General features: G+C 67.7%; 21 protein-coding genes. 8 read left to right on the top strand and 13 right to left on the bottom strand.

The genetic code is table 11. The features are described from left to right. Positions 1-88 precede the first annotated feature (88 nt). The 3 genes from H1R19_RS21910 to H1R19_RS21900 form a co-directional block, all read right to left on the bottom strand. Positions 89-616: a DUF1697 domain-containing protein gene (locus H1R19_RS21910; RefSeq protein WP_188328390.1), complete on the bottom strand. Its 528-nt coding sequence runs from the start codon at positions 614-616 to the stop codon at positions 89-91. Beyond that, positions 613-1,914, bottom strand: coding sequence for a glycoside hydrolase family 183 protein (locus tag H1R19_RS21905; RefSeq protein WP_219850153.1), 1,302 nt, complete (start codon positions 1,912-1,914; stop codon positions 613-615). The genes H1R19_RS21910 and H1R19_RS21905 overlap by 4 nt, the downstream gene beginning before the upstream one ends. Before the next feature lie 134 nt (positions 1,915-2,048). Beyond that, complete coding sequence (locus H1R19_RS21900; RefSeq protein ID WP_219850152.1) at positions 2,049-2,816, bottom strand: methyltransferase domain-containing protein; 768 nt, start codon at positions 2,814-2,816, stop codon at positions 2,049-2,051. 101 nt (positions 2,817-2,917) lie between these two features. Between H1R19_RS21900 and rnhA the strand changes: the two genes are divergently transcribed. The 3 genes from rnhA to H1R19_RS21885 are packed head-to-tail and all read left to right on the top strand — an operon-like array spanning position 2,918 to position 5,170. Next, a complete protein-coding gene (rnhA, locus tag H1R19_RS21895; protein ID WP_219850151.1) occupies positions 2,918-3,412 on the top strand; it encodes a ribonuclease HI in 495 nt (164 codons plus the stop codon). Beyond that, positions 3,409-4,320: a D-isomer specific 2-hydroxyacid dehydrogenase family protein gene (locus H1R19_RS21890; protein ID WP_188328386.1), complete on the top strand. Its 912-nt coding sequence runs from the start codon at positions 3,409-3,411 to the stop codon at positions 4,318-4,320. Before rnhA ends, H1R19_RS21890 begins: the two co-directional genes overlap by 4 nt. A 58-nt stretch (positions 4,321-4,378) precedes the next feature. Then, positions 4,379-5,170 carry an SDR family oxidoreductase gene (locus H1R19_RS21885; protein WP_188328385.1) on the top strand — a complete coding sequence of 264 codons (792 nt, stop codon included), beginning with the start codon at positions 4,379-4,381 and terminating at the stop codon, positions 5,168-5,170. Here the strand turns inward: H1R19_RS21885 and H1R19_RS21880 are convergent, their stop codons facing one another. Next, positions 5,171-5,863: a hypothetical protein gene (locus H1R19_RS21880; RefSeq protein WP_188328384.1), complete on the bottom strand. Its 693-nt coding sequence runs from the start codon at positions 5,861-5,863 to the stop codon at positions 5,171-5,173. 45 nt (positions 5,864-5,908) lie between these two features. Between H1R19_RS21880 and H1R19_RS21875 the strand changes: the two genes are divergently transcribed. The 3 genes from H1R19_RS21875 to H1R19_RS21865 all read left to right on the top strand — a co-directional run bounded on the left by H1R19_RS21875 (position 5,909) and on the right by H1R19_RS21865 (position 8,525). Then, entirely contained in the window at positions 5,909-6,478 is a 570-nt protein-coding gene (locus H1R19_RS21875; protein ID WP_219850150.1) for a YdeI/OmpD-associated family protein, read from the top strand. Positions 6,479-6,823: 345 nt separating this feature from the next. Beyond that, positions 6,824-8,110 carry a cutinase family protein gene (locus tag H1R19_RS21870; protein ID WP_219850149.1) on the top strand — a complete coding sequence of 429 codons (1,287 nt, stop codon included), beginning with the start codon at positions 6,824-6,826 and terminating at the stop codon, positions 8,108-8,110. A gap of 121 nt (positions 8,111-8,231) precedes the next feature. Continuing rightward, a complete protein-coding gene (locus H1R19_RS21865; protein WP_188328381.1) occupies positions 8,232-8,525 on the top strand; it encodes a transposase in 294 nt (97 codons plus the stop codon). A 6-nt stretch (positions 8,526-8,531) separates the two neighbouring features. Here H1R19_RS21865 and H1R19_RS21860 read toward each other — a convergent pair whose 3' ends face one another. From H1R19_RS21860 to H1R19_RS21835, 6 genes are all read right to left on the bottom strand, one after another. After that, on the bottom strand, positions 8,532-10,451 hold the full coding sequence (locus H1R19_RS21860) for an ABC transporter ATP-binding protein (protein WP_188328380.1): 1,920 nt from the start codon (positions 10,449-10,451) through the stop codon (positions 8,532-8,534). Beyond that, a complete protein-coding gene (locus tag H1R19_RS21855) occupies positions 10,448-12,181 on the bottom strand; it encodes an ABC transporter ATP-binding protein (protein WP_188328379.1) in 1,734 nt (577 codons plus the stop codon). Before H1R19_RS21855 ends, H1R19_RS21860 begins: the two co-directional genes overlap by 4 nt. A gap of 214 nt (positions 12,182-12,395) precedes the next feature. Continuing rightward, entirely contained in the window at positions 12,396-13,205 is an 810-nt protein-coding gene (locus tag H1R19_RS21850) for a family 1 encapsulin nanocompartment shell protein (protein ID WP_219850148.1), read from the bottom strand. A gap of 40 nt (positions 13,206-13,245) precedes the next feature. Continuing rightward, positions 13,246-14,253, bottom strand: a complete 1,008-nt coding sequence (locus tag H1R19_RS21845; RefSeq protein ID WP_188328377.1) for a Dyp-type peroxidase — start codon at positions 14,251-14,253, stop codon at positions 13,246-13,248. Positions 14,254-14,367: 114 nt separating this feature from the next. Beyond that, the gene (locus H1R19_RS21840; protein WP_219850147.1) at positions 14,368-16,041 is read right to left on the bottom strand and encodes an FAD-binding dehydrogenase; all 1,674 of its coding nucleotides are present in this window, start codon (positions 16,039-16,041) and stop codon (positions 14,368-14,370) included. 75 nt (positions 16,042-16,116) lie between these two features. Then, positions 16,117-17,595, bottom strand: coding sequence for an amidase (locus tag H1R19_RS21835; RefSeq protein WP_219851847.1), 1,479 nt, complete (start codon positions 17,593-17,595; stop codon positions 16,117-16,119). A 401-nt stretch (positions 17,596-17,996) separates the two neighbouring features. On the opposite strand from H1R19_RS21835, the gene H1R19_RS21830 reads away from it, so the two are divergent. Then, positions 17,997-18,962, top strand: coding sequence for an alpha/beta hydrolase (locus H1R19_RS21830; RefSeq protein WP_188328375.1), 966 nt, complete (start codon positions 17,997-17,999; stop codon positions 18,960-18,962). Positions 18,963-19,354: 392 nt separating this feature from the next. Here the strand turns inward: H1R19_RS21830 and pgfA are convergent, their stop codons facing one another. Both pgfA and H1R19_RS21820 read right to left on the bottom strand, forming a co-directional pair. Beyond that, positions 19,355-20,713, bottom strand: a complete 1,359-nt coding sequence (gene pgfA / locus H1R19_RS21825) for a cell envelope lipid trafficking protein PgfA (protein ID WP_188328374.1) — start codon at positions 20,711-20,713, stop codon at positions 19,355-19,357. A gap of 100 nt (positions 20,714-20,813) precedes the next feature. Beyond that, positions 20,814-22,190, bottom strand: a complete 1,377-nt coding sequence (locus tag H1R19_RS21820) for an ABC1 kinase family protein (RefSeq protein WP_188328373.1) — start codon at positions 22,188-22,190, stop codon at positions 20,814-20,816. 184 nt (positions 22,191-22,374) lie between these two features. Here H1R19_RS21820 and H1R19_RS21815 point away from each other — a divergent pair, with 184 nt between their 5' ends. After that, the gene (locus H1R19_RS21815) at positions 22,375-23,418 is read left to right on the top strand and encodes an NAD(P)-dependent alcohol dehydrogenase (RefSeq protein ID WP_219850146.1); all 1,044 of its coding nucleotides are present in this window, start codon (positions 22,375-22,377) and stop codon (positions 23,416-23,418) included. A gap of 57 nt (positions 23,419-23,475) precedes the next feature. Here H1R19_RS21815 and H1R19_RS21810 read toward each other — a convergent pair whose 3' ends face one another. Further along, positions 23,476-23,763 (bottom strand): DUF6480 family protein, encoded by a 288-nt coding sequence (locus H1R19_RS21810; RefSeq protein ID WP_188328371.1) that lies wholly within the window; start codon positions 23,761-23,763, stop codon positions 23,476-23,478. Positions 23,764-23,798: the final 35 nt, after the last annotated feature.

Below are 23,798 nucleotides of genomic sequence, written 5' to 3'. Positions count from 1 at the left end.
TTCACCCGACGCTACGCCCGCACTCGGGTCCCGGCCACCGACGCGCTGACCCGGGCCGCGCCGCAGTGACTCGGAGTGGCGCCGTATCTCAGGAAGTGGCCAGGTCCAACAGGGTTCGGACGGTGCGCAGATTGCGGCCGGTGCCCTGCACCCCGAGGCCCCGTGCGATCGCCGGAGCGGTCAACTTCGAGCGCCCCGCCCCGTCGGCGTAGCGGATGTGCAGGTCCTCACCGATGACGCGTAGGGCGTCGTCGCCGAAGTCCTTCTGCTCGAATGCCGCAGCCTTGTCGGCGTCCGGCGTACCGGCCAGAAAGTACACGTAGGAGTACTTGTCGTCGACGATCTCGAACGGGTGTGCCTCGAGGGCGGCACGGACCTGATCCGGTGTGCGGCTGATGACCTCGCGGAAGTACCCGAATCGCTTCTCGATCGAGGTCTCCAACGCACGATCGAAGCGGGCGGCGTCGCCCGGCGGCGTGCAGATGAGGTTCCCCGACGCGATGAACGTCGAGATGTCGGCGGCGCCGAGGTCGGCCGCCAGCTCCCGCAATTGTGCCATCGGGAGTGTGGCTCCCCCGACGTTGACCGCGCGGATCAGGACGATACGACGGGTCACAGACGCAATTTCGACAGGTCGGTACGCACCAGCATCACGTTGTAGTCGTCCCAGCGGGACACCACGAAGTACAGGTTCTTGCCCGACGACCGCGGATGGATGTACGGCGTGTACAGCCCGCTGGACTGCGCGTTCGAGATGAGTACGCGCTCGCCGCTCCACGGCCCCTCGGGTGAGGCCGACGTGCGCAGCATGACGGTGCCGGCACGCTCGGTGAGCATCACGAACTTCTGCAGATGGTTGTTGTACGCCACCGAGATCTCACTGACCGGGCGCGCGATGATCGGCACCGCGTCGGCCGGGTTCGACGACCACCCGTTTCCGCCACGGAAGTACTGGTGACGGTTGAGATTCAGGATGTCGCCGGGGCGGAACCGGGCGACGAACGCGGACCCGGTGCGGCCGTTGGGTGTTCCGTACTGGTAGATGTATCCACCGCTGCGCATGAAGGCGCCCATCTGGAAGCGGCTGTGGCCGGCAGCGACCTGCGGCACGCCGGGGATGGTGAGGTCGGTGTTCCAGCGGATGGTGTTGTTGTCAACTGTCCAGGTCTGACCGTTGTTGTGCGACACCGCAATCGCCGAGTAGTTCGTGCTCCAGCGTCCCGGTCCCAGCCAGCGGTGGATGGACATGAAGCTCACGAACTGCGTGCCGTTGACGGAGATGCCGCCGGTCGGGATGCGGCCGACCTCGGTGTTGCGCACCCCGATGGCGTTGAACATGGGTTGCGACCAGGTGGGGTGCGCCGATGACACCGAAGCGCCCGACCGCACTGAGCCGGGTACGGCATTGGGGAACCGGATCGCCTTGTCCAGGTTGGAGTTCGCGTCACTGCGCAGCAGCGTGTTGTGCTTCCACGCCATCTGGCCTGCACACTTGCCCCAGGTGTCGCCGAATGCCATCAGCACCTGCCCGGAGCCGTTGTCCCACGGGACGCCGACATCGGTGGCGGTGATCCCGAACCGGGTGTCCGTACGCTCGGGGCTGCGCGGGCCGGTCACCCACGAGATCGCCTTGCTCGCGCCCGTCAGTTTCGGCAGCGGACCCTGTGGTTTCTTGCCGCCCGCCCGGTAGCTGCCGAAGTCGAGGCTGCCCCAGCCGAGCTGACTCGAACCCGTGCTGCCGGTGCTGCCGACATCTCCGCCGGTGATGCCGGTGACGTTGCAGACCGCGGCGTGCGCGGGGGCGGACACAGCGCTCACCAGGCCCGCGGCCAGGGCGACGACCGCGCCGCCGACGATCGCGGTGCGTCGGATATGCGAAACCGGGCGCAGGCGGGAACGACTGCGTCGAAACATGGGTGTACCCCCTGCTAACCAGCGACTAGTGGTGTCAGTGTTGCAGAAGTGGCTGGCCCGAACGCGTTCGTTGCCAAACCGACGCCGGTGCGTGACCCGTCGAGACGCTCGCGAGCGCGCCGCTCAGTGGCGGGTCAGTGCGGCGAGGCCACCGCGAAGCTGCGCCGGAACGGCAGGACAGTGCCCACGTCGCGCTGCGGATAGGCGTCGGCGAAGCGTTGTTTCAGGTCGGCGATGAACTGTTCACGCAGGTCGCCGGATAGTGCCTGGAGGTAGGGGCGGGCGCCGGTGCCGCACATCCAGTCGTAGACCGGGTCGCTGCCGTCGAGTACGTGCAGGTAGGTCGTCTCCCAGGCGTTGACGTGATAGCCGCGCTCGGCGAAGAAGTCGAGGTAGGTCTCGGCGTCGAGCGGAGGGAGATGTCGGATGTCGCCCAGAGCCCCGACGTAGGGCTCGGTGGCCGCCAGCTCGGCGAAAACGGAGTGGGTGGGCGCGTCGGAGTTGTTGGGCACCTGCAGCGCGAAGGCGCCGCCGTCGGTGAGGTGCCCCAGCAGCTTGTCGATCACCTCGAACTGGTCGGGTACCCACTGGAACATCGCATTGGAGATCATCAGGTCGACGGGGCGGTGCGGTACCCACTGCGCCACATCGGCGACGTCGTAGTTGGCGCGCGGGTCGGTGTTGTCCCGGATGGCGCGGTCGATCATCGCCGCCGACTCGTCGATACCGAGGATGTCCGCGACCGGCCACAACGCGCGAAGGTGCTTGGTGAGGTGGCCGGGTCCGCAGCCCAGATCGACCACCGTGAGCGGGTTGATCGGGATCTGCGCGATCAGGTCGAGGAACGGTCGCGACCGGTCGTCGGCGAACTGCAGATAGCGTGTCGGGTCCCAGACAGCCATGATCCCACCCTAGGGGTCGGCGGCGGTGGTGTCAGCGCGGCGGCCAGTTTGCTCGCGGTGAGCCTGCGGTCACACCCGGCGGTTGACGTAGGCTTCCCCCCGTGACAGCTCCCGCGAACTCTCCCGTTTTCGAGCCTTCTGACGCAGACCCGGCGGGCGAATCCGTGGTCGAGATCTCCACCGATGGGGCGTGCCTGGGGAACCCGGGACCCGGCGGTTGGGGCGCGGTGCTGCGGTACAAGGGGACCGAGAAGCGGATCTCCGGGTCCGAACCGAACTCCACCAACAACAAGATGGAACTCACCGCCGCCATCGAGGGGCTCGCCGCGCTGACCAGGCCGTCGACGGTGGTCATCTACACCGACTCCACCTACGTGCGCAACGGGATCACCAAGTGGGTCAACGGGTGGCAGGCCAACGGGTGGAAGACCAAGGACAAGAAGCCGGTGAAGAACGCCGACCTGTGGCGACGCCTCGTCGACGAGGAGAAGCGGCACAAAGTGGAGTGGCGGTGGGTGAAGGGGCATGCAGGCGATCACTTCAACGAGATCGCCGACGAGCTCGCGACCTCCGCGGCGAAGGCCGTCGCGCGGTGACGCCGATCCCGGTCGCCGTCGAGCCGGAGCGCGACGAGCATCTCGTCGCCGCCGTCGAGAGCGCGGGCGGCCGGGTGGCGCCGCTCGACGAGGCGCGTGCGCTGGTGTGGATCGGCTCTGCCGACGAGTTCCCCGAGCTCCCCGATACCGTCGAGTGGGTCGCGCTGAAGACCGCGGGCATCGAGGGGTTCGTCGCCGCAGGTGTCATCGACGATCGCCGGAAGTGGACCAACGCCTCCGGGTTCTACGCCGAGAACGTGGCCGAGCATGCGCTGGCGCTCCTGCTCGCCGGTGTGCGGCAGATCAACACCGCGGTCGTACGGCACTGGGACAAGGACCGGATCGACACCGCGGTGCGATCTCTGCGCGGGTCGACGGTGACGATCGTCGGGGCCGGCGGGATCGGCGCCTCCCTGGGGCCCCGGTTGCGGGCGTGCGGTGCGCGGGTCGTCGCGGTGAACCGGTCGGGCCGGGACGTGCCCGGAGCCGATCTGGTCCGCCGGTCGAGTGAGCTCGGCGAGGTATGGGCCGCCACCGATCACGTCGTGTTGGCGGCGCCGGACACTCCGGAGACGCGGCACATGATCAACGCCGAAAGCCTTGGCGCGCTGCCGGATCATGCGTGGGTTGTGAATGTCGCGCGCGGGCCGCTGGTGGACGAGGCGGCTCTGTATCGAGCGCTGGTCGACGGCGAGATCGCCGGCGCAGCGCTCGATGTCACCGACCCCGAGCCCCCTGCGCAGGACCATCCGCTGTGGTCGTTGCCGAATGTGATCATCACCCCGCACGTAGCGAACCCGTCGTCGGGGCTGACGCGCGAACTGGCGCCATGGGTGGCCGAGAACCTCCGGCGGTTCGCCGCCGGGGACGAATTGCTCTCGCTGGTGGAGCCTGGCCGAGACTACTGATCCGTCTCTTTTTCTAGAACACGTTCCTGTTTTTGCGGATTCGTGACAGGGTCTTGGAGTGATTCTCGACAGATTTCGACTCGACGACCACGTTGCGATCGTGACCGGGGCCGGCCGCGGCCTGGGGGCCGCCATCGCGGTGGCCTTCGCCCAGGCCGGTGCCGACGTGGTGATCGCGGCGCGTAGCGAACTCGACCTCGATCAGGTGGCCGGTGAGGTCTCCGACGCAGGTCGGCGCGCGCATGTGGTGCCCGTCGACCTCAGTGACGCCGACGCCGCCGCGTCACTCGCCCAGATCGCGGTCGCGGAGTTCGGTCGCCTCGACATCGTCGTCAACAACGTCGGCGGTGCGATGCCGCGGCCCTTGCTCGACACGACGCCCAAACACCTGGTGGATGCTTTCGACTTCAACGTCGCCAATGCCCATGCGCTGGTGGTCGCGGGCGCCAAGCAGATGCTGGCGACCACCGGCCACGGGTCGATCATCAACATCACCTCCGCGGTCGGGCGCGTGCCCGGACGAGCATATGCCGCCTACGGAACAGCCAAAGCCGCACTGGCGCACTACACTCGGCTCGCCGCCATGGACCTGAACCCGAGGATTCGCGTCAACGCGATCGCGCCCGGGGCAATCCTGACCTCGTCGCTGGAGATCGTGGCGGGCAACGACGAGATGCGCTCGGCGGTGGAGTCGGCGACCCCGATGCACCGGCTCGGGGCCCCCGAAGACATTGCCGCCGCGGCGCTCTACCTCGCGTCACCCGCGGGTGCATACGTCACCGGCAAGATCCTCGAGGTCGACGGCGGGATCATCGCACCGAATCTGGATCTGCCGATACCGGATCTGTGATCACTCCCGCCCGCGCTCGAGGGCGCCCGCGATCTGGCGTTCGAGATGTTCGGCGGCCGGCGGCGGGACGTCGATGAGTCCGTCGAGTTCGGCGCGCGCCTTTTTGTACGCTGCCTGACGTTCCGCGACGGTGGCTCCGGAGTCGGAGGCCACGCCGATCAGTTTGCGCGCCCGGCCGAGGGCTTCACGTTCCACGGGTGAGAACCCGGAGTGTTTGCGGCGCCGCGCTTCTCGTTCGGCCGCGTCGAACGCGGCGGCGTATTCGCCGACGGCGTCGCGATACTCGGCGAAGTCGGCCGGCGCCACCGTCGGCGCGGCGTTGTCCGGCCTGGGGTTGTCCGGGCGTAGGTCGTCCGCGTGGATCCTGGCCCGGTGAAATGCGAGCGTCAGGGGTTCGCGCATGTCGGTCATCAGCGGATACTCGATGAGGGTCGCGAGGTCGAGTTCGTAGGCGAACCACTTCTCGTTGAGGGCGTCGTGCTGCTTGAGCGTCTTGCGCAGTTGCTCGACGGACGTCGTGGTGAGCTTGACCTGCTCGATCTGCGCGTTCGCCTTGACCCGCGCGAGTTCGATCTTGTCTCTGCGCCGCTTCTCGTTGTACTTCGCGATCGATCCCGCCCAGCCGCCGACGACCGCGCCGATCGGGAAGATCAGCCACCAGTTGTCTGTGGCGAAGTGGAGGATCTCATTCACGGATCAACTGTACCGAGATACCGTCACCGACATTAGGGTGTATTGATGGCCGACCCACCCGCGCCCAGACTCCACGTCGACACCGTCGCCGCCTGGGGTGACTGGTTGCGGGACAACCATCAGACCTCCAGCGGCGTGTGGTTGGTGTTCTGGCGCAAAGGTTCAGGCCATGCACCACTCGACTACGACGAATCTGTACGCGAAGCGCTGTGCTGGGGCTGGATCGACGGACACACCCGGGTCCTCGACGAGGCGCGGCGTGGCATGTGGTTCACCCGTCGCGGCCGCAACAGCCCGTGGTCGGCATCGAACAAGGCGCGCGTCGCCGATCTCGCCGCCGCCGGCCGCATTCAGCCGGCCGGGCAGGCGGTCATCGACGACGCACAGGCCACGGGACTGTGGACGCTCCTCGACGATGCCGAGGCGCTCATCGAATCGCCCGAGCTCGCCGCGGCCCTCGACGCCAACCCGACTGCGCGGGCCAACTGGGACGCGTTCCCGCCCAGCGCCCGCAAGCTGGGCCTGACCCAACTGGCCCTGGCCAGGAGGCCCGAGACCAAGACCAAGCGCGTGGCGATCCTCGTCGAGCGGGCGGCGAGGAACGTTCGCCCCTAGTCGCACGGACTAGTGGCATGTCTAGGCGCGGGCGCAGATGGGCTAGCCGTGGACCCGGCGAGGGCATACACTCGGGGACGCGTGATCCCACGGTCGGGTCTCCCCACTGATCGCCGAAGCCGAGTTCCTGTCTCACGAAGACGGGTCCACGGGGATGGCGCCGAGGCCCTGTGCACAGCCACCCGGGATCACGGTCATGCACGGCCACGTCGTGCCGGCTGCGGGGAAGTCCCCGTCTGAAACCTCGGACCGCGATGAGACGGTCACGAGCACCTGAGCGTCCGGGTGGTGAATATCCCTTCGGCGCATCATCATTCAACTCTGCGCGAATCGTAGGTGTCCGCTATGAAGCGGTTGATCTCTGCTGTGATCGGCTCTCTCCTGGTGATTCTCGGATTCCAGGTCGCTCTCGAATTCAACGTCGTGCAAGGACCCGTCGCCGAGGCTGCTGTGTGTCCGGCCTCCCAGAACTTCGTGGTCGGCGGGACCGGGGACAGGAACGGCGTGAACACCCCGAACGTCCCGGCCGGCCCCCGAACCAACATCGTCTATCCGGCGAGCATCTCCCCGGTCGGTGGTCATGAGTCCGGTGACGAATCCGTTCGGATAGGCACGGATGGATTGACACGGGCCCTCAACGGTTTTCGGGCCAGATGTCCGGGATCGGCGGTGACGATCATCGGCTACTCGCTCGGCGCAGTCGTCGTGTCGAATGTATGTGACCGACTGTCCGGGTGGCGGAAGACCTGTATCACCGAGGGCAACCCGAAGCGACAACCCGGGGCCGACGGTGCCGGGATCATGGGTGTTCTGCCCACATTCATTCCCGGCTTCACCTTCACGGGTTGGCGGGAGGCCCCGGCGGGTGGCCCGAGGATCGTCGAGCTGTGCAACCTGCGCGACCTGTACTGTTCGTCGGTCAATCCGCTGAAGGACCCGCTGACCTTCGTCGAACGGGCCGTCGGAACGTATTGTCAACAGCAGCACAGCTATCCGGCGCCGTGCGCCGACCCGGTGCTGCCGTACGTGCCCGTCCCGTGGGATGTTCCGAACCTCCGCGACCTCGATCCGCTGACACGGCAGCTGGTGCCGGCCGCGCCCATCCGGATCGATGCGCCGTACATACCGACCCGGCTGGGGGACTTCCTACCGCCCATCGTGCGTGACGCCTTGCCTGCCGTGGTGACCGACTGGGTTCCGCCTCCCGTGCCGCCTCTCGCCGCGGATTCGGTCCCGCTGCCCGGCAGCGCAACCACCCCGACGGTGGCCGAAGTCGCCACCCCGACGGTGGCCGAGGTCGCCACCCCGACGGTGGCCGAGGTCGCCACCCCGACGGTGGCCGAGGTCGCCACCCCGACGGTGGCCGAGGTCGCCACCCCGACGGTGGCCGAGGTCGCCACCCCGACGGTGGCCGAGGTCGCCACCCCGACGGTGGCCGAAGTGGCTGTGCCGCCGGCGATCTCCGACGATTCACCCTCGCCAGACGCCCCGGATACGGAGCCGGCGACGGTGAGTGATCTCGTACCGGCTGAGGTGGCGGACGTCCTGCCGCCGGCGGTGGCCGACTTCGTACCGCCCGCGCCGGGCGACCTCCTGCCGGACCTCCTCCCCGGTGTACCGGGATCGCCATGACCTGCATGTTCCCGTTATCGAAAAGCCTTGTCGGACAGGATTGTCCGGTGCAAGATCCGAGCCGGACAAGACGCCAGGCCGCACGGAGCATCCGATTCGCCACGCTGAAAGAGGGCCGGTCATGCCCAAACCCTATCCACCGGACTTCCGTCGCGAGGTGATCTCGGCAGCGCGCAGCAGTGATGCGTCGTTGCGGCAGATCGCCAGCAACTACGGAATCTCCGACACCTGCTTGAAGCGGTGGCTCACGATCGCCGACCGTGAGGACCGTATTCGCCAGTCGTCGCCGGACCCCGACGCCGAACAGAACGCCGTCCTGCGAGACGCTCGTAAGCGAATCCGGGAACTCGAGCAGGAGGTCGAGGTGATGCGCCGCGCCGTGGTGTACCTGTCACAACGCATGGGTTCATCATGATCCCACTCAGCCCGCCTCGATCGCCCCGGTGAACTGGCTCTCGTACAGCCGGCAGTAGGCGCCCCGGGCGGCGAGCAACTCGTCGTGGTTGCCCTGCTCGACGATGTGTCCGTCCTCCATGACGACGATGACATCGGCGTCGCGCACCGTCGAGAGTCGGTGGGCGATGACGAAACTCGTGCGATCGGTACGCAGGTTCGCCATGGCCTTCTGGATGAGCAGTTCGGTGCGGGTGTCGACGGAACTGGTCGCCTCGTCGAGGATGAGGATCGTCGGGCGGGCCAGGAAGGCGCGGGCGATTGTGATCAGCTGTCGCTCACCGGCACTCACGCCGCCGCCCTCGTCGTCGAGAACGGTGTCGTATCCGTCGGGCAGTGTCCGCACGAAGTGGTCGACATGGCTCATCCGTGCCGCGTCGAGCACGGCCTCTCGGGGTGCGCTCGGGTCGCCGTAGGCGATGTTGTCATAGATCGTGCCGCCGAACAGCCACGAATCCTGGAGCACCATGCCGGTGCGTTCACGCAGGTCGTCGCGCGTCATCCGCATCGAATCGACGCCGTCGACCCGGATGATCCCGGAATCGACGTCGTAGAAACGCATGATCAGGTTGACCAGCGTGGTCTTCCCCGCGCCGGTGGGTCCCACGATCGCGACCATGTGGCCGGGTCGTGCGACCAGGCTGAGGTTCTCGATGAGCGGTTTGTCCTCGACATAGCGGAACGAGACGTCGTCGAACTCGATCAGTCCGTTGTCGGAGGCGGGTGTCTGCGGGTCGGCGTCGTCGGGTGTCTGCTCGTCGGCGTCGAGGATGTCGAAGATGCGCTCGGCGGAGGCGACACCGCTCTGCATGAGGTTGATCATCGATCCGATCTGCGTGAGCGGCTGGGTGAACTGGCGCGAGTACTGGATGAAGGCCTGTACCTCACCGAGACTCAGCGACCCCGACGCCACCCGCAGTCCGCCGACGACGGCGACGGCGACGTAGTTCAGGTTCCCCAGGAACATGATCGTCGGCATGATGACGCCGGAGATGAACTGGGCACGCCAGCTCGACTCGTACAGCTTCTCGTTGCGCTCGTCGAAGGTCGCCTCGATCTCGCGCTGACGACCGAACGCCGTCACCAGCTCGTGGCCGGTGAACGCCTCCTCGACCTGCGCGTTGAGAGCGCCGGTCGAGGCCCACTGGGCGGAGAAATGCGGCTTGGAACGTTTCGCGATGACCGCGGTGGCGATGATCGCCAAAGGCACTGTGGCCACTGCGATCAGGGCCAGCAGCGGTGAGATCCAGATCATCATCACCAGCAGCGCGATGACGGTCAGCACCGAGTTGGCGAACTGAGAGATGGTCTGCTGCATGCTCTGCGACAGATTGTCGAGGTCGTTGGTGACCCGGCTGAGCAGGTCACCCCGGGGCATCGTGTCGTAGTAGCGCAGGGGAAGTCGGTGGACCTTGGCCTCGACGTCGTCGCGAAGACGCCGGATCGTGCCCACCACAACGATGTTCAGCAGGTATGCGGCCAGCCATGCGAGCATGGAGGACACCACGTACAGCGCCAGTGTGATGAGCAGGACGCGGCCGACAGCGCCGAAATCGACTCCGACGCCGGGCGTCACGTTCATCGACGACACCATGTCGGCGAACGTGTTGTCACCGCTCTCACGGAGACCGGCGACCGCCTCGTCCTTGGAGAGTCCGGCCGGGAGGGTCCGGCCGATCACGCCGTCGAAGACGAGGTCGGTGGCGTGCCCGAGAACCCGTGGTGCGATGGCGATCAGGATGACCGAACCCACCAGCGAGGTGAGCGTCACCGTCATGAGCAGACGGTAGGAGGCGAGCTGGGCGACGACGCGCCTCACCGAGGGCCAGAACGATCGCGGCTTGGTGTCGGGGCTGCCCGCCAGCGGCGGACCTCCGGGCCGGGTCATGAGCGCTCCTCCATCGCCATCTGCGATTCGACGATCTCGGCGTAGGTCGGGCAGGTGTCCACCAGCTCGTCGTGTGTACCGATCCCGACGATCCGGCCACGGTTGAGGACGACGATCTGCTCGGCCTCGACGATGGTCGAGACACGCTGCGCCACAACGATGACCGCGGCGTCACGGGTGGCCGGGCGCAGCGCCGCCCGGAGCCGTGCGTCGGTGGTGAGGTCGAGCGCGGAGAACGAGTCGTCGAAGAGGTAGATCGACGGGCGGCGGATCAGCGCGCGGGCGATCGCGAGTCGTTGCCGCTGCCCGCCGGACACGGTCGTGCCGCCCTGGGCGACCTTGGTGTCGAGACCCTCGGGCATCGCCGACACGAAGTCGTCGGCCTGCGCGATGCGCAACGCCTCCCAGATGTCGGCGTCGGTGGCATCGGCCTTGCCGTGCAGGAGATTGGAGCGGACGGTCCCGGAGAACAGGTAGGGTCGCTGGGGGACCAGTCCGATCACCGACCGCAGCTCGTCGGGATCGAGGCGTTTGACGTCGGTGCCGCCGATGCGGACCTCGCCGGCCGTTGCGTCGATGAGGCGGGGTACCAGACCGAGCAGCGTGGTCTTGCCGGAGCCGGTGGAGCCGACGATCGCGGTGGTGGTCCCGGGTTCGACGCGGAAGTCGATGCCGCTCAGGACCGGGTCGTCGGCGCCGGGATAGCGGAATTCGGCGTCGCGGAACTCGACGATGCCGGGGTGGGTGGCGAAGCCGATGGGCTCGGCGGGCGGATGCACCGAGGTCTCGGTGTCGAGGACCTCCGAGATGCGTTCGGCGCAGACCGTTGCCCGCGGGGCCATCATCGCCAGGAACGACGCCATCATCACCGACATCAGGATCTGCATGACATAGCTCATGACCGCCGTCAGGGCGCCGATCTCGAGGGAGCCGTCGGAGACTGCGTGCCCGCCGAACCAGATGACCGCGACGATGGTGACGTTGGTGATCACCATGACGACCGGGAACATCAGCGCCATCAGCTTGCCGACGCGCAGCGTGGCATCGGCGAGATGATCGTTGGCCGCCGCGAAACGCTTGCGCTCGTGATCTTCCCGGACGAACGCGCGGACCACGCGGATCCCGGTGATCTGTTCGCGCAGCACGCGATTGACGGCGTCGATGCGTTCCTGCATGGCGCGGAAGCCGGGAATCATCTTCGCGATGATCGCGCCCATCGAGATCCCGAGGATGGGCACCGCCACGCCCATCACCCACGACAACGCCGGTGCCTCGCGGATACCCATGACGATCCCACCGACGCACATGATCGGTGCCATCACCAGGATCGAGCTGCTCATGACGATCAGCAGCTGCACCTGCTGGACGTCGTTGGTGGTACGTGTGATCAGCGACGGCGCGCCGAAGGTGCCGACCTCGCGTGCGGAGAACGAGTTCACCCGGTGGAGCAGGTCGCCGCGGATGTCGCGGCCGACGCCGAGCGCCGCCCGGGAGCCGAAGTACTGGGCGGCGACGGTGACGATGATCTGGGCGACGCTGACCAGCAGCATCCAGCCGCCGATGCGCAGGATGTAACCGGTGTCGCCACGGGCCACGCCGTTGTCGATGATGTCGGCGTTGAGGCTGGGCAGGAACAGCATCGCCAAGGTCGCGAACAGCTGCAGCACCACCACGAGGGCGACGTTGATGCGATACCGCGCGAGGTACGTGCGGATGAGTTGGGTCAGCATCTCGGCGCCGGGAGCGAAGCGAGCGGGCCGGACACGCCGGTGGGCGCCGGGAGCGAAGCGAGCGGGCCGGACACGCCGGTGGGCGCCGGGAGCGAAGCGAGCGGGCCGGACATTACAGCGATCACCTGCGCCAGACTAGTTGCCGTCCCTAACGGACGCCGCGGGATGTTCGGCGTTCCGCGGTTCCCGGTGGTGACCCCGGGTGCCGGCCCGTTCAGGCGCCCGTCGGCTTCACCAGGGCGACCGCCGCCTCACCGGTGTGGGTGAGGAACGTGAACGACTCCTGGAAGTACAGGTTCACGACGTCGGCGTCGTGGGAGTCGTAGCCGATGGACACGTCCTGGCCGATCGTCAGTTCGAAGTCGCCGCCGCGGGTGCTCATCACGAATGCGCCGCTGATGGCGGGCGCCCACACGATGTCCCCGGTGAGCAGGCGCTGGATGTGCTCCCGGATCGGGTAGCCGTGATTCGACGTCTCGTTGACCAGCGTGAACAGCTCCGCCGACAGGGCGACGGAGTAGGGCCCGTCCACCGACGCCAGACGCAGGGTGGACAGTGCCTGGCTGACGGCCTCCGGGTAGTCGCGCACGTCGTGGGGCAGCTCGACCGATGGGGCGGACGCCTCGGCGCGGATACCGCTGATCGCCGCGGCGGTGTAACCCTCGAAGATCGCGCGGTCCTCGGCGAGTGCGAGTTCACGCGCGGCCTCGACGACCGGATCCCAGTCGGAGTCCTTCGCACCCCTGTCGACGTCGTCGATCGCCTCACGGGAGACGGTGAACGGGACCTTGAGTTCCACCAGCGACTGGGTGCGACGCTGGAACGCGGTGATGCCCTGGGCGGGTGAATCGATCTTGGAACGGTGTCCGAGGGTGACCGATGCGGTGTCGGGGCCGAGCGGACCGGTCACGTCGACGAGCCGGCGGCCCGCGACATTGCGTTTGAACGAGCGGGTCGCCTCCTCCTCGATCTCCGCCCAGGCGGCCTCCGAGATGGGCGCGAGTTCGCGATGCAGGTTGTTCATGGTGGCCTCCTGATGTGGGTATGGGTGGTGGGGTCGTCGGCTAGCGGAGTGATCCGATGCCCAGGGACCCGTCGGTGCGTCGGGCCGGGCCGGGCGTGGCCTGCTCGTCGGACGCACCCGGCGCAGGGGGCAGATCTTCGAGGAAGTCCAGCGTCGGGGTGAAGAACTGCGAGCCGGTGACCGCGGTGGTGAAGTCGAGAAGCCGGTCGTGGTTGCCGGGCGGATCGCCGATGAACATCTTCCGCAGCATCTCCTCGGTGACGTCGGGTCCCGCGGAGTAGGCGATGTAGAAGGTGCCGTTGACGCCGGCGCCGGAGACGTCGCCGTAGGGCATGTTGTCGCGGACGACGTCGATCTCCTCGCCGTTCTCGTCTTCGACGACGTTGAGCGCGACGTGGGAGTTGGTGGGTTTCACCTCGTCGGACATCTCGACGTTGTCGAGTTTGGTGCGGCCGATGGCCGCCTCCTGGTCCTCGGTGCTCAACTCGTTCCACGACGACAGGTCGTGGACGTAGCGCTGGATCGCGACGTAGCTGCCGCCGGCGAACTCGGGATCGTCGTCGCCGACGCTGATGGCATCGATCGCGGCCTGTCCGATCGGATTCTCGGTGCCGTCGACGAAGCCGATGAGGTCGCGCAGGTCGAAGTAGCGGAACCCGTGGACCTCGTCGACCACGGTGACCGCGTCGCCGAACGCCTCGGTGATCTTGGCGCCGAGCTCGTAGCAGAGGCCCATGTCGTCGGATTTGATGTGCACCAGCAGGTCTCCCGGCGTCGCGGGGGCCGTGTGGACCGCGCCCTCGTAGGGGACGAACGGTCGGAGGGACCGCGGGCGGGGCCCGTCGAAGAGCCGGTCCCACGCATCCGAGCCGATCGACACGATGCCGGCGAGCGCGGCTTCGGGTGCCCGCGAGGACACCGCGTTGTTCAGCCCGGGTATCTCCTCGAGCGCATCACGGACCGCGTCCTCGCCACCGTCGTCGATGGTGAAGACCAGGAAGATCGCCGACTTGGTCTTCCGGGTCAGGATCGTCTGGGGCACGGGCACGCCCTATACCCTAGCCGATGCCGGATGGCCGTGGGACCACCGATCGTGCCGCGAATGTATAGGGCAGGCAACCCTTTTCGCAAGCCACCTGCCGGTGCCCGGGCAGCGGTGAGGTCAGCTGGCCCCTGTCGCCCGTGCAACCGCCCGTCCCGCGGCGCGCCCGGAGAAGATGCACCCGCCGAGGAAGGTGCCCTCGAGGGCGTTGTATCCGTGCACGCCGCCGCCGCCGAATCCCGCGACCTCACCGGCGGCGAACAGGCCGTCGAAGGCGCTTCCGTCGGAACGCAGCACCTGTGAGTCGAGGTTGGTCTCGAGGCCGCCGAGCGTCTTGCGCGTGAGCACGTTGAGCCGCACGGCGATGAGGGGGCCGTGTGCCGGATCGAGGAGACGGTGCGGCTTGGCGACGCGAACGATCTTGTCGCCGAGGAACTGTCGCGCGTTGGTGATCGCCATCAACTGGGCGTCCTTGGAGAACTTGTTGTCCACGTCGGCGTCGCGGGCGGAGATGATCCGTTCGATGTGTGCGAGGTCGAGCTCGGGTCCACGGGCGATCTTGTTCATCCCGGTCACCAGCTCCGGAAGGTTGTCGGCGACCACGAAGTCGATGCCGTTCTCGAGGAACTTCGCGACCGGGCCGGCGGCGCCCTTGGCCAGGCGGCTCCTGGCCGTGAGCTTGAGGTCCTTCTCGGTGATGTCGGGGTTCTGCTCGGAACCCGAGAGCATGAACTCCTTTTCGACGATGGTCTGCGTGAGGATGAACCACGAGTAGTCGTATCCCGCCGACAGGATCGCCTTCATCGTCGAATTCGTGTCGAATCCGGGGAAGTTCGGCGGCGCCAGCCGATTTCCGTTGGCGTCGAGCCACAACGACGACGGTCCGGGGATGATCCGGATCGCGTGGTCGGGCCAGATGGGATCCCAGTTGTGGATGCCCTCGGTGTAATGCCACATGCGGTCCCGGTTGACGATGCTGGCCCCGGCGTCCTCGCTGATCTCCAGCATGCGGCCGTCGACGTGGGCCGGGACGCCGGAGATCATCGTCTCCGGTGCGGGCCCGAGACGATCGACCGGCCAGTTCTTGCGGATCAGGTCGTGGTTGTGGCCGATGCCGCCCGAGGTGATGATGACGGCGTCGGCGTGGATCTCGAAGTCGCCCAACACATCCCGGTTCGACGCCCGACCGCGGTCGACGTCGGTGGGGGCGAGGGTCGCGCCGCGGACACCGACGGCGGCGCCATCGGAGACGACCAGCTCGTCGACGCGATGGCGGAACCGGAACTCGACGAGCCCGCGCTTCTCGGCCTCCAGGACCGGCTCGGCGAAGACGCGGACCACCTCGGGTCCGGTGCCCCAGGTCAGGTGGAAGCGGGGCACCGAGTTGCCGTGGCCGTCGGCGAACCCGCCGCCGCGTTCGGCCCATCCGACGATAGGGGTGATGCGCAGGCCGAGGTCGTGCAGGTACTGCCGCTTCTCGGTGGCCGCGAAGTCGACGTAGGCGCGGGCCCACTGCCGCGGCCAGTAGTCCTCGTCGTCGCGATCGAAGCCGGCCGAACCCATCCAGTCCTGCAGGGCGAGGTCGGCCGAGTCCTTGATGCCGAGACGCCGCTGCTCGGGGGTGTCGACCATGAAGAGCCCGCCGAGCGACCAAAAGGCCTGCGCACCAAGGTTGTTGCGGTTCTCCTGATCGACGACGATGACCCGGCGTCCTGCCTTGGTGAGCTCGTATGTCGCCACCAGGCCGGCCAGTCCGGCACCGACGACCACCGCATCGGCCTTCTGCATCGCCACCGCAACTCCTCACCCCGGGTTCGACGTCGGGGGTGATCCCCCACACGTGATCTTCGAGACGAGACTAGCGTCGCCCTACAACGCGATGTCGGCGTACCGGTGGAACCACGGCGCGGCCTCCTCGAGCCCGGCGGCGAGGGCGAGGAGATCACCGTCGGCGCCGAGCCTGCCGACGAACTGCACGCCGAGGGGCAGTCCGGCCTCGGTCCAGTGCAGCGGCACGCTCATCGCCGGGCGGCCGGTGAGGTTCGCGAGTTGGGTGCAGGGGACCCAGCCGAGGCTCTCGCTGATGAGTTGATCGACGATGCCCAGGCGCGCCATCACCCGGCCGGAGCGGGCACGGGCCGCCAGACGGGCGGCGCGCTGCAGCAGCGGCGGGGTTGTCATCGAACCGATCTGCGGCGGCGGCATCGCCAGGGTCGGGGTGAGCAGCAGGTCGTGGGTTCGGTGGAAGCGCTCCAGCGCGAGGACGTGATCGTTGATGTGGTCGAGGGCGGTGAACAGCGGCACGACGCCGGCGGCGCGACCCAGCTCGGCGAGTGCCAGTGTGTCGGCCTCGAAATGACTGTCGGGGGCGCCGGTGAGGCGGCGCACCTCGTCGACCTGCGCGGCACACTTTGCGAACCAGATGTCGAGGAAATCGCGGGCCAGCTCGGCGTCGTCGTGAGGTGGCTCGACCTCCTCGACCTGGTGGCCGAGGTCGGTCAGCAACGACGCCGCGTGCTCGACCGCGGCGCGCGCCTCCGGGTGCGGGTTCGGGTTGATCGCCGATTTCGTGGTGAGCCCGATCCGCAGGAGCCGTGGCCGGGACGCGATGCGGGTGCTGAAGCTCTCGGTGTGCAGGGGCGCCGGGTAGGTCGACGACGCGGTCGGCCCGATCAGCGCGTCGTAGAAGGCGGCGGCGTCGCGCACGGTGCGGGTCACCACGCCCTCGACGCCCATCCCGAAGAGCGGTTCGCCGGTCTGTGGTCCGTACGGCATGAGCCCGCGCGAACTCTTCAGTCCGAACAGTCCCGTACATGCCGCCGGGATGCGGATGGACCCGCCGCCGTCGCTGGCACCTGCGGCGGGCACGATGCCCGCGGCCACCGCAGCGGCACTGCCGCCCGACGAGCCGCCCGGTGTGACGTTCAGATCCCACGGATTGCGGGTGGGTCCCCAGAAGGTCGGTTCGGTGATCCCCTTGGCCCCGAACTCGGGGGTGTTGGTCTTGCCGAAGATCACCAGCCCGGCGTCGAGCAAGCGGCGGACGCCATGGGAATGCTCGGTGGCGATGTGGGTGGCGAGCGCGCGCGAACCGCGGCTCGTCGGGTACCCGCGATAGTCCTGCGCGAGGTCCTTGATCAGAAACGGGACGCCCGCGAACGGTCCGGACAGCTCGCCGCGGGCCCGGGCGTCGGCTTCGGCGTCCATCCGGATGACGATCGCGTTCAACGCCGGGTTGACCGCGTCGGCGCGGGACCGCGCGAGATCGAGCAGTTCGGCGGGGGTCACCTCGCCCGCGCCGACGAGGCCGGCGAGGGTGGTGGCGTCGGCGGAGAGGTACTCGCCCATGTTCACGCCCCGACCCTAATTGCCCGGGGAGCCGTCCGTGCGTGGTTGCGGCCGATGCGCCGTATCACCGTTCACCACCCAAACGAATAACGAGGCGGTCGCGGGGATGTGGTCCGAACGGACGAAATGTCGGAGCGTGGCGACGCGTATGAGCGGTATGAGCTGTTCAGGACCGTGAATTGTGACGTGGAACACTGGATCGGGGAGTCACGAAGATAGTTCTGACCTTGGCCGCCGCGTTATCGTGCCGTTACACTCCTCAAGGACGGGTACCGCTTCCGCCGGGGACCAATACAATCCCCACTACGTAAAGACCCATCGCGTAGGCCCACCGCAGTACCCGGTAGGCAACACCCATCGCGGCCGACTCCGGCCGCGGAGATCCAAAGGAAAACTGACGAATGCTGACACGCGCCCGTAAGCGCCTCGTCGCCGGACTCGTGGCTCTTGTGGCCGTCTCGGGTGCGACGCTGGTCGCAGCTCCCCCGGAGGCCTCTGCCGCCAACGGCTGCACTGTCGAGTACGTCCGCGCGAACGCCATGAACCGGACCGTGCCCGTGTGCATCGTCTCGGCCGGTGGTAGCGGACCGAAGCCGACGCTGTACCTCCTCGACGGACTCCGCGCCCCCAACAACAACAGCGGCTGGCTGATCAACACCGACGTCGCGCGCTACATGGCGGGCAAGGGCACCAACGTGGCGATCCCGTTCGGTGGCGCAGGCAGCTTCTACACCGACTGGCAGTCGGCCGACCCCAGACTGGGCGTCAACAAGTGGGAGACCTTCCTGACCCGCGAACTGCCGCGCTACATGGCGGCTCGTCACGGCAGCGACAACCGCCGCAACGGCATCGCCGGTCTGTCGATGTCGGGCACCTCGGCACTGAACCTGGCCTCACGCCACCCCAACTTCTACAAGGCGGTCGCGTCCTACAGCGGCTATCCGACGGTCACCCTGCCGGGCTTCACGCAGGGCATCATGGCCTCGGTCGCGGAGGTCGGCGGCAACCCGTTCAACATGTGGGGCTTCTACCCGGCCGGTAGCTGGTTCCAGAACGACCCGTTCCTGAGCGCGGGCAACCTCGCCGGGAAGAACGTCTACGTCTCGTCCGGTAGCGGTGTCGGCAGCAAGTACGACTCCTCGGTCAATCCGTCCAGCAGCAACTTCGACCCGGTCAAGTTCGCGCAGATGATCCCGCTCGAGGTCGCCGCATCGACGAGCAGCCAGCTCTACATCGGTCGCCTTGCGCTCGTCCCGGGCGTCAAGCTCAGCACCCGGATCACCCCGGACGGCGCGCACTGGTGGGACTACTGGCAGAGCACCTTCAAGGACTCGTGGGTCAAGACCTTCCGCCCGGCGTTCTTCTGAGCCGAGCAGTAGCTCTCCGCACGTAAGACCTCTCCGCACGTAAGACACCGACAAGGGCCGGTGACCTTCGGGTCACCGGCCCTTGTCATGTGTATCGGAGGCTGCGGCTTGGTGAGGAACCTCGGCAAGGCCCTTCGTCGCGGTCCTCTGCAGGCTTCAGCAGCTCTCGGGGCAGGGGTGGTGACGGCCTTCTGCTGCGGCCGAGCACCTCTGGGCGCTCAGCGGGTCCGCGGAGCCGTCGGGGTCACTCACTGTCCGGGTCACACACTGTCCGGGTCACTCGCCATCGGAGTCACTCGGTGCCGACATCGCCCGACCTCGAGCACACAACACAGCGGGCGCACCCGGTGGTTACCGGATGCGCCCGCTGTGGTCGCTTCTACCGCCGTGCCCTACTCGGGCGGTGGCTGCTTGCGGAAGGTGCGCGTGGCCGAGTCGTCGGCGGGCGGTTCGCCGCCGTCGACCCTGGGGATCTGCTCGGTTGGCCGCTCCCACGGGTTGCCGGACGCAGGGGCCGCGCCTGCAGGCGGGCCGCTGCGCTTGGTCAGCGTGGTGGTGCGGTCATCGGCAGGCCGTGTCGCGACCGGCGGGACGTCGTCGTCGTCGGTGCGGTTGTTGCGGCCACCGCGGAAGAACATCAGCGCCGCGACGATCAGCAGGATCGCGCCGACGACGCCGAGGATGATCGGCGCCCAGAATCCGCCGACCTTCAGCTGATTGAGGTAGCCGCTGGCCTTGTCCGCCTGGTTGGCGACCGTCTCGTCGGACCACTTGAACGTGCCCTTCAGCGCGTCCATGCGGAACTCCCGCACGGCCTCCGGGGTGGCATCGCTCTGATCGGGCGACTTGAAGTACTGGTGCTGATCCTCGCGGCCGTCGACGATGGTGCCGGTCTCGGGCTCCACCCACACGTGGCGCGTGGCCGCGGCGTAGCGGTGCATCGTGATCGGATCATTCGGTCGCACACCGCGACCGGTGATGCCCCACCACTTGGCCGGCATCGTCAGCATGGTGCCCAGTGCGGCCTCGCCCTGCGCGTTCGGGAGGTTGGAGATGTCGGTCTCGGGGACGTCACACACGAAGTGGTACGTCTTGACCCCGTCGATGGTCTCCTCGCCCTCGAACTTCGCCGTGCAGTCCTGGCGGGTGTTGAGGTCGTAGTACGGGTAGTCGCGCTCCTGGACGTCGAAACCGAACTTGTACTGGTATCCGGTGCGGTTGTCGAGAGCGACCGAGACGTCGTTGACGTTTCCGCCCTCGGGAACTGCCTCGAGCTGCAACGAGCTGACCGCCCCGTTGGGTGCCGAGGTCTTGCGGTTCACCGAGACTCGGTCGATGGTCGCCGTCAGCAGTCCGTCGGTACAGGTGCGGGTCTCACCTGCAGCGGCGACGGTCGGCTCGGTCTCCACTCCTTCGGCGTCGCGCAACCGGTCGATGCGGACGGTCTGCGCGGACTGCAGACTCGCCTGCCGGCTGTCGGACGGCTCGGTGATGATCGAGCGCCGCTGCTGGGTCAGATGGGCGTCGAGCGTGCGTGCACGGTCTTCGGAGACCGAACAGCGATCGAAGATGACCGCGGGGAACCGCTCGCCGGTCGACCCGTCGGGCGAGACCGTGGTGGCGTCGGAGGTGATGTCCAGATCGAGTGGCACCACCTTCAACTGCGGCACCAGGTAAAGAGGTATGGCGATGGCTGCTGCGATGAAGGCAGCGCCGAAGAAGGCCAGCACTGCCGGCACGAAACGTCTCATGTATGACTCCTGGATCAGCTAATCGCTCTCACCCTAGCGGTCTCTGGGTCTCATGTTGGTCGCCAGTGGGTCCGACATGCCGGAATCCAGGTGTTTGTGCTCATGCCCCGGCGGTGCGGTCGGCCCTGCGGTCGCGTTCGGCCTCTTTCAGGATCCCCGCCATATAGCCGTAGATCTCCTTGTCCGACATGGCCTTCCACCGGGGTGCGAGCAGCTTCATGTACTTCTCCACGTACAACAGCTGCTTGCCGACGAGGACCAGCTCGCGGGGGAGCCGGGCGTCGTGCGCCTTGGCGACCGCCGCGATCTGCCTGCCGAGGTCGGTGTAGGACATCGAGCCGAGATCGGTGGTGGACAGCGGCGTGGTGACCTTCTTGATGTCCGCGGCGCCCTTGGTGGTGGAGCCCGGCTTGTGAACGGCGCCGAGGAGGAAGATCGCACGGCCTGCGGATTCGTAGTCGCCGCGCACCACCAGGTCCACGACGAGCTGCCGCAGGATGCGACGGGTGCGCGGGGTGAAACGGCCGACGATGCCGAAGTCGAGCAGCACCAGCTTCCCGGCCTCGTCGACGAGCACGTTCCCGGCGTGCAGATCGCCGTGGAAGAGTCCGCCGTGGAAGGCGGAGTCGAGCAGGGACAGAAGCAGGTTGCGGCACAGTGCGACACCGTCGTGACCGGCGGCGCGGACAGCGGCGGCATCGTCGATGCGGGTCGCGTAGATACGTTCCATGGTGAGCACCCGCTGCGTGGTGAAGTCGTCGAACACGCGCGGGACGCGGACCCGGTCGCCATAGGGCCCGGGTTGCAGGGAGTCGTACCACTCGCGCATCGCGGCCGCCTCGACGCGGAAGTCCAGCTCGGCGTCGAGGCCCGCGGCGAAGTCCTCGACGACGTGCCGTGCACTGAGCATGCGGCCGTACTCGGAGACCTCGGCGATCCCGGCGAGACGTTCGAGGATCGCGACGTCGGGGGCGAGGCGGTCGGCGATGCCGGGCCGCTGGATCTTGACCACGACGTCTTCGCCGGTGTGCAGCGTCGCGGTGTGCACCTGCGCGATCGAGGCCGAGGCGATCGGTACCGGGTCGAAGGCCGCGAAGACCTCCTCGGGGCTCCGGCCCAGTTCGGCGATGAACTGCTCGCGTATGAGTGCCGGGTCGGCGGGTTTCACCCGGTCGAGCAGGGTCTCGAACTCGGCGGACATCTCCTCGGAGAAGACCCCTGGGCTCGACGCGATGAGCTGGCCGAGCTTCACATATGTCGGTCCGAGATGCTCGAAGGTCGTCCGTATCTCGTGCGCGACCCGCGCAGCGTTGGGTGTGCGACCGCGTAATGCGTCGCCTGCCGTGTGGAGGACGAACCGTCCGACGCCTGCGGCTGCGTGGGCGGTTGTCGCCCCGAATCGCGCGAACTCCGCGATCGGGGACACCGGATGCAGCTGCGTACGTTGGCCGTCGTCGACTGAGCTGTTGATCGTCACCGTCGGTCATTGTAACGATTTCGGGCCGGGACTTCAGGGCGCGATCCTTCCCGGGAGCCATGGTGGCGACGAAATGGGCGTGCGGGCAGACTGGCGAGGTCGGGTGAGACAGGTCCGCCCGCAGCGATCGGCCCGCACGACCTCGCGTCTGTGCATCAGCCCTGCACCACCAGAAGGAGTTCCCATGCCCACGACGGTCAACGCCTACATCGCGCCGGCAGCCGACCGCCCGCTCGAGCCGACCACCATCGAGCGGCGGGATCTCGGGCGCAATGACGTGTCCATCGACATCGCCTTCGCAGGCATCTGTCACTCGGACATCCACACCGCTCGGAACGAGTGGGGCGGGACGAGGTTCCCGGTGGTCCCCGGTCACGAGATCGCCGGCACGGTGGCGGCCGTCGGCGAGGCGGTCACCCGCTACGCGGTCGGCGATCGCGTGGGCGTCGGCTGCTTCGTCGACTCCTGCCGCGAATGTGAGCCGTGCCGGCTGGGTGAGGAGCAGTACTGCGAGCGCGGGAACGTCGGCACCTACAACGCGATCGGCCGCGACGGACAACCCACACAAGGTGGCTACAGCACGTCGATCGTCGTCGACGAGAACTACGTCTGCCGGATTCCCGACGGCATCTCACTGGCGGAGGCCGCACCGCTCCTGTGTGCGGGGATCACGCTCTATTCACCGCTGCGGCACTGGGGTGCGGGCCCGGGAAAGAAGGTCGCGATCGTGGGACTCGGCGGCCTCGGGCACGTCGGCGTCAAGATCGCGCACGCACTCGGCGCCGAGGTGACGGTGTTGTCGCAGTCGCTGAAGAAGATGGAGGACGGCCTGCGCCTCGGGGCAGATCACTATCACGCGACCGGCGATCCCCAGACCTTCCGGGACCTGCGCAACTCCTTCGATCTGATCCTCAACACCGTGTCGGCGAACCTTCCGATCGGCAAGTACCTGGGGATGCTCAAGCTCGACGGCACCCTGGTGGAACTCGGCCTGCCCGAGCACCCGATCGAGGTGCCGGCCGGTGCGCTCATCGGAAAACGACGCAGCTTCACCGGTTCGATGATCGGCGGTATCGCCCAGACCCAGGAGATGCTCGACTTCTGCGCCGAGCACGGCATCGGAGCCGAGGTCGAGGTGATTTCCGCGGACCAGATCAACGAGGCATACGACCGGGTCGTCGCCTCGGATGTGCGCTACCGCTTCGTGATCGACACCGCGACCCTGTAGTGGTCGCACCCCCGCCCGGACCCGCGCCGCGGGCCGAGGACGGGCGGGTCGAGCGGGTCAGAGCACCATCACGACGATGCCGACGATCACCACGATCATCGCGACGATCAGGAGCCCGGCACCGATGAGCGCGCCGATCCCGCTGACGGGGAAGTGTCTGGTGGTCGGTGGCTGCTGGAACGACAGTCCGGACGTCTGTGGTGTGTCGGGCGGGGTGTCGCCGGGCGCGACTCCTCCGCCTGGCTCGAGGCCGGGGGTGACCTCGGGGGCCGGGTCGACGCCGCCGGCTGACTGATCGTGACCCCGGTCGGGTCCGTCGGCGGGGCTTCGGTGTTCGTCGGACATGGGTCGTGACTACCCACTCGCCGGGACGACTACAC

Origin of the sequence: Gordonia jinghuaiqii (genome assembly GCF_014041935.1) — a bacterium.
Lineage (GTDB): Bacteria > Actinomycetota > Actinomycetes > Mycobacteriales > Mycobacteriaceae > Gordonia > Gordonia jinghuaiqii.
This window is presented reverse-complemented; position numbering and strand designations above follow the sequence as displayed.

Excerpts from the sequence above, each read along its gene's own strand:
- H1R19_RS21905 (WP_219850153.1), bottom strand. The coding sequence starts at position 1,914 with ATGTTTCGACGCAGTCGTTCCCGCCTGCGCCCGGTTTCGCATATCCGA.
- H1R19_RS21900 (WP_219850152.1), bottom strand. The coding sequence starts at position 2,816 with ATGGCTGTCTGGGACCCGACACGCTATCTGCAGTTCGCCGACGACCGG.
- H1R19_RS21875 (WP_219850150.1), top strand. The coding sequence starts at position 5,909 with ATGGCCGACCCACCCGCGCCCAGACTCCACGTCGACACCGTCGCCGCC.
- H1R19_RS21870 (WP_219850149.1), top strand. The coding sequence starts at position 6,824 with ATGAAGCGGTTGATCTCTGCTGTGATCGGCTCTCTCCTGGTGATTCTC.
- H1R19_RS21865 (WP_188328381.1), top strand. The coding sequence starts at position 8,232 with ATGCCCAAACCCTATCCACCGGACTTCCGTCGCGAGGTGATCTCGGCA.
- H1R19_RS21860 (WP_188328380.1), bottom strand. The coding sequence starts at position 10,451 with ATGACCCGGCCCGGAGGTCCGCCGCTGGCGGGCAGCCCCGACACCAAG.
- H1R19_RS21855 (WP_188328379.1), bottom strand. The coding sequence starts at position 12,181 with ATGCTGACCCAACTCATCCGCACGTACCTCGCGCGGTATCGCATCAAC.
- H1R19_RS21850 (WP_219850148.1), bottom strand. The coding sequence starts at position 13,205 with ATGAACAACCTGCATCGCGAACTCGCGCCCATCTCGGAGGCCGCCTGG.
- H1R19_RS21835 (WP_219851847.1), bottom strand. The coding sequence starts at position 17,595 with ATGGGCGAGTACCTCTCCGCCGACGCCACCACCCTCGCCGGCCTCGTC.
- H1R19_RS21830 (WP_188328375.1), top strand. The coding sequence starts at position 17,997 with ATGCTGACACGCGCCCGTAAGCGCCTCGTCGCCGGACTCGTGGCTCTT.
- pgfA (WP_188328374.1), bottom strand. The coding sequence starts at position 20,713 with ATGAGACGTTTCGTGCCGGCAGTGCTGGCCTTCTTCGGCGCTGCCTTC.
- H1R19_RS21815 (WP_219850146.1), top strand. The coding sequence starts at position 22,375 with ATGCCCACGACGGTCAACGCCTACATCGCGCCGGCAGCCGACCGCCCG.
- H1R19_RS21810 (WP_188328371.1), bottom strand. The coding sequence starts at position 23,763 with ATGTCCGACGAACACCGAAGCCCCGCCGACGGACCCGACCGGGGTCAC.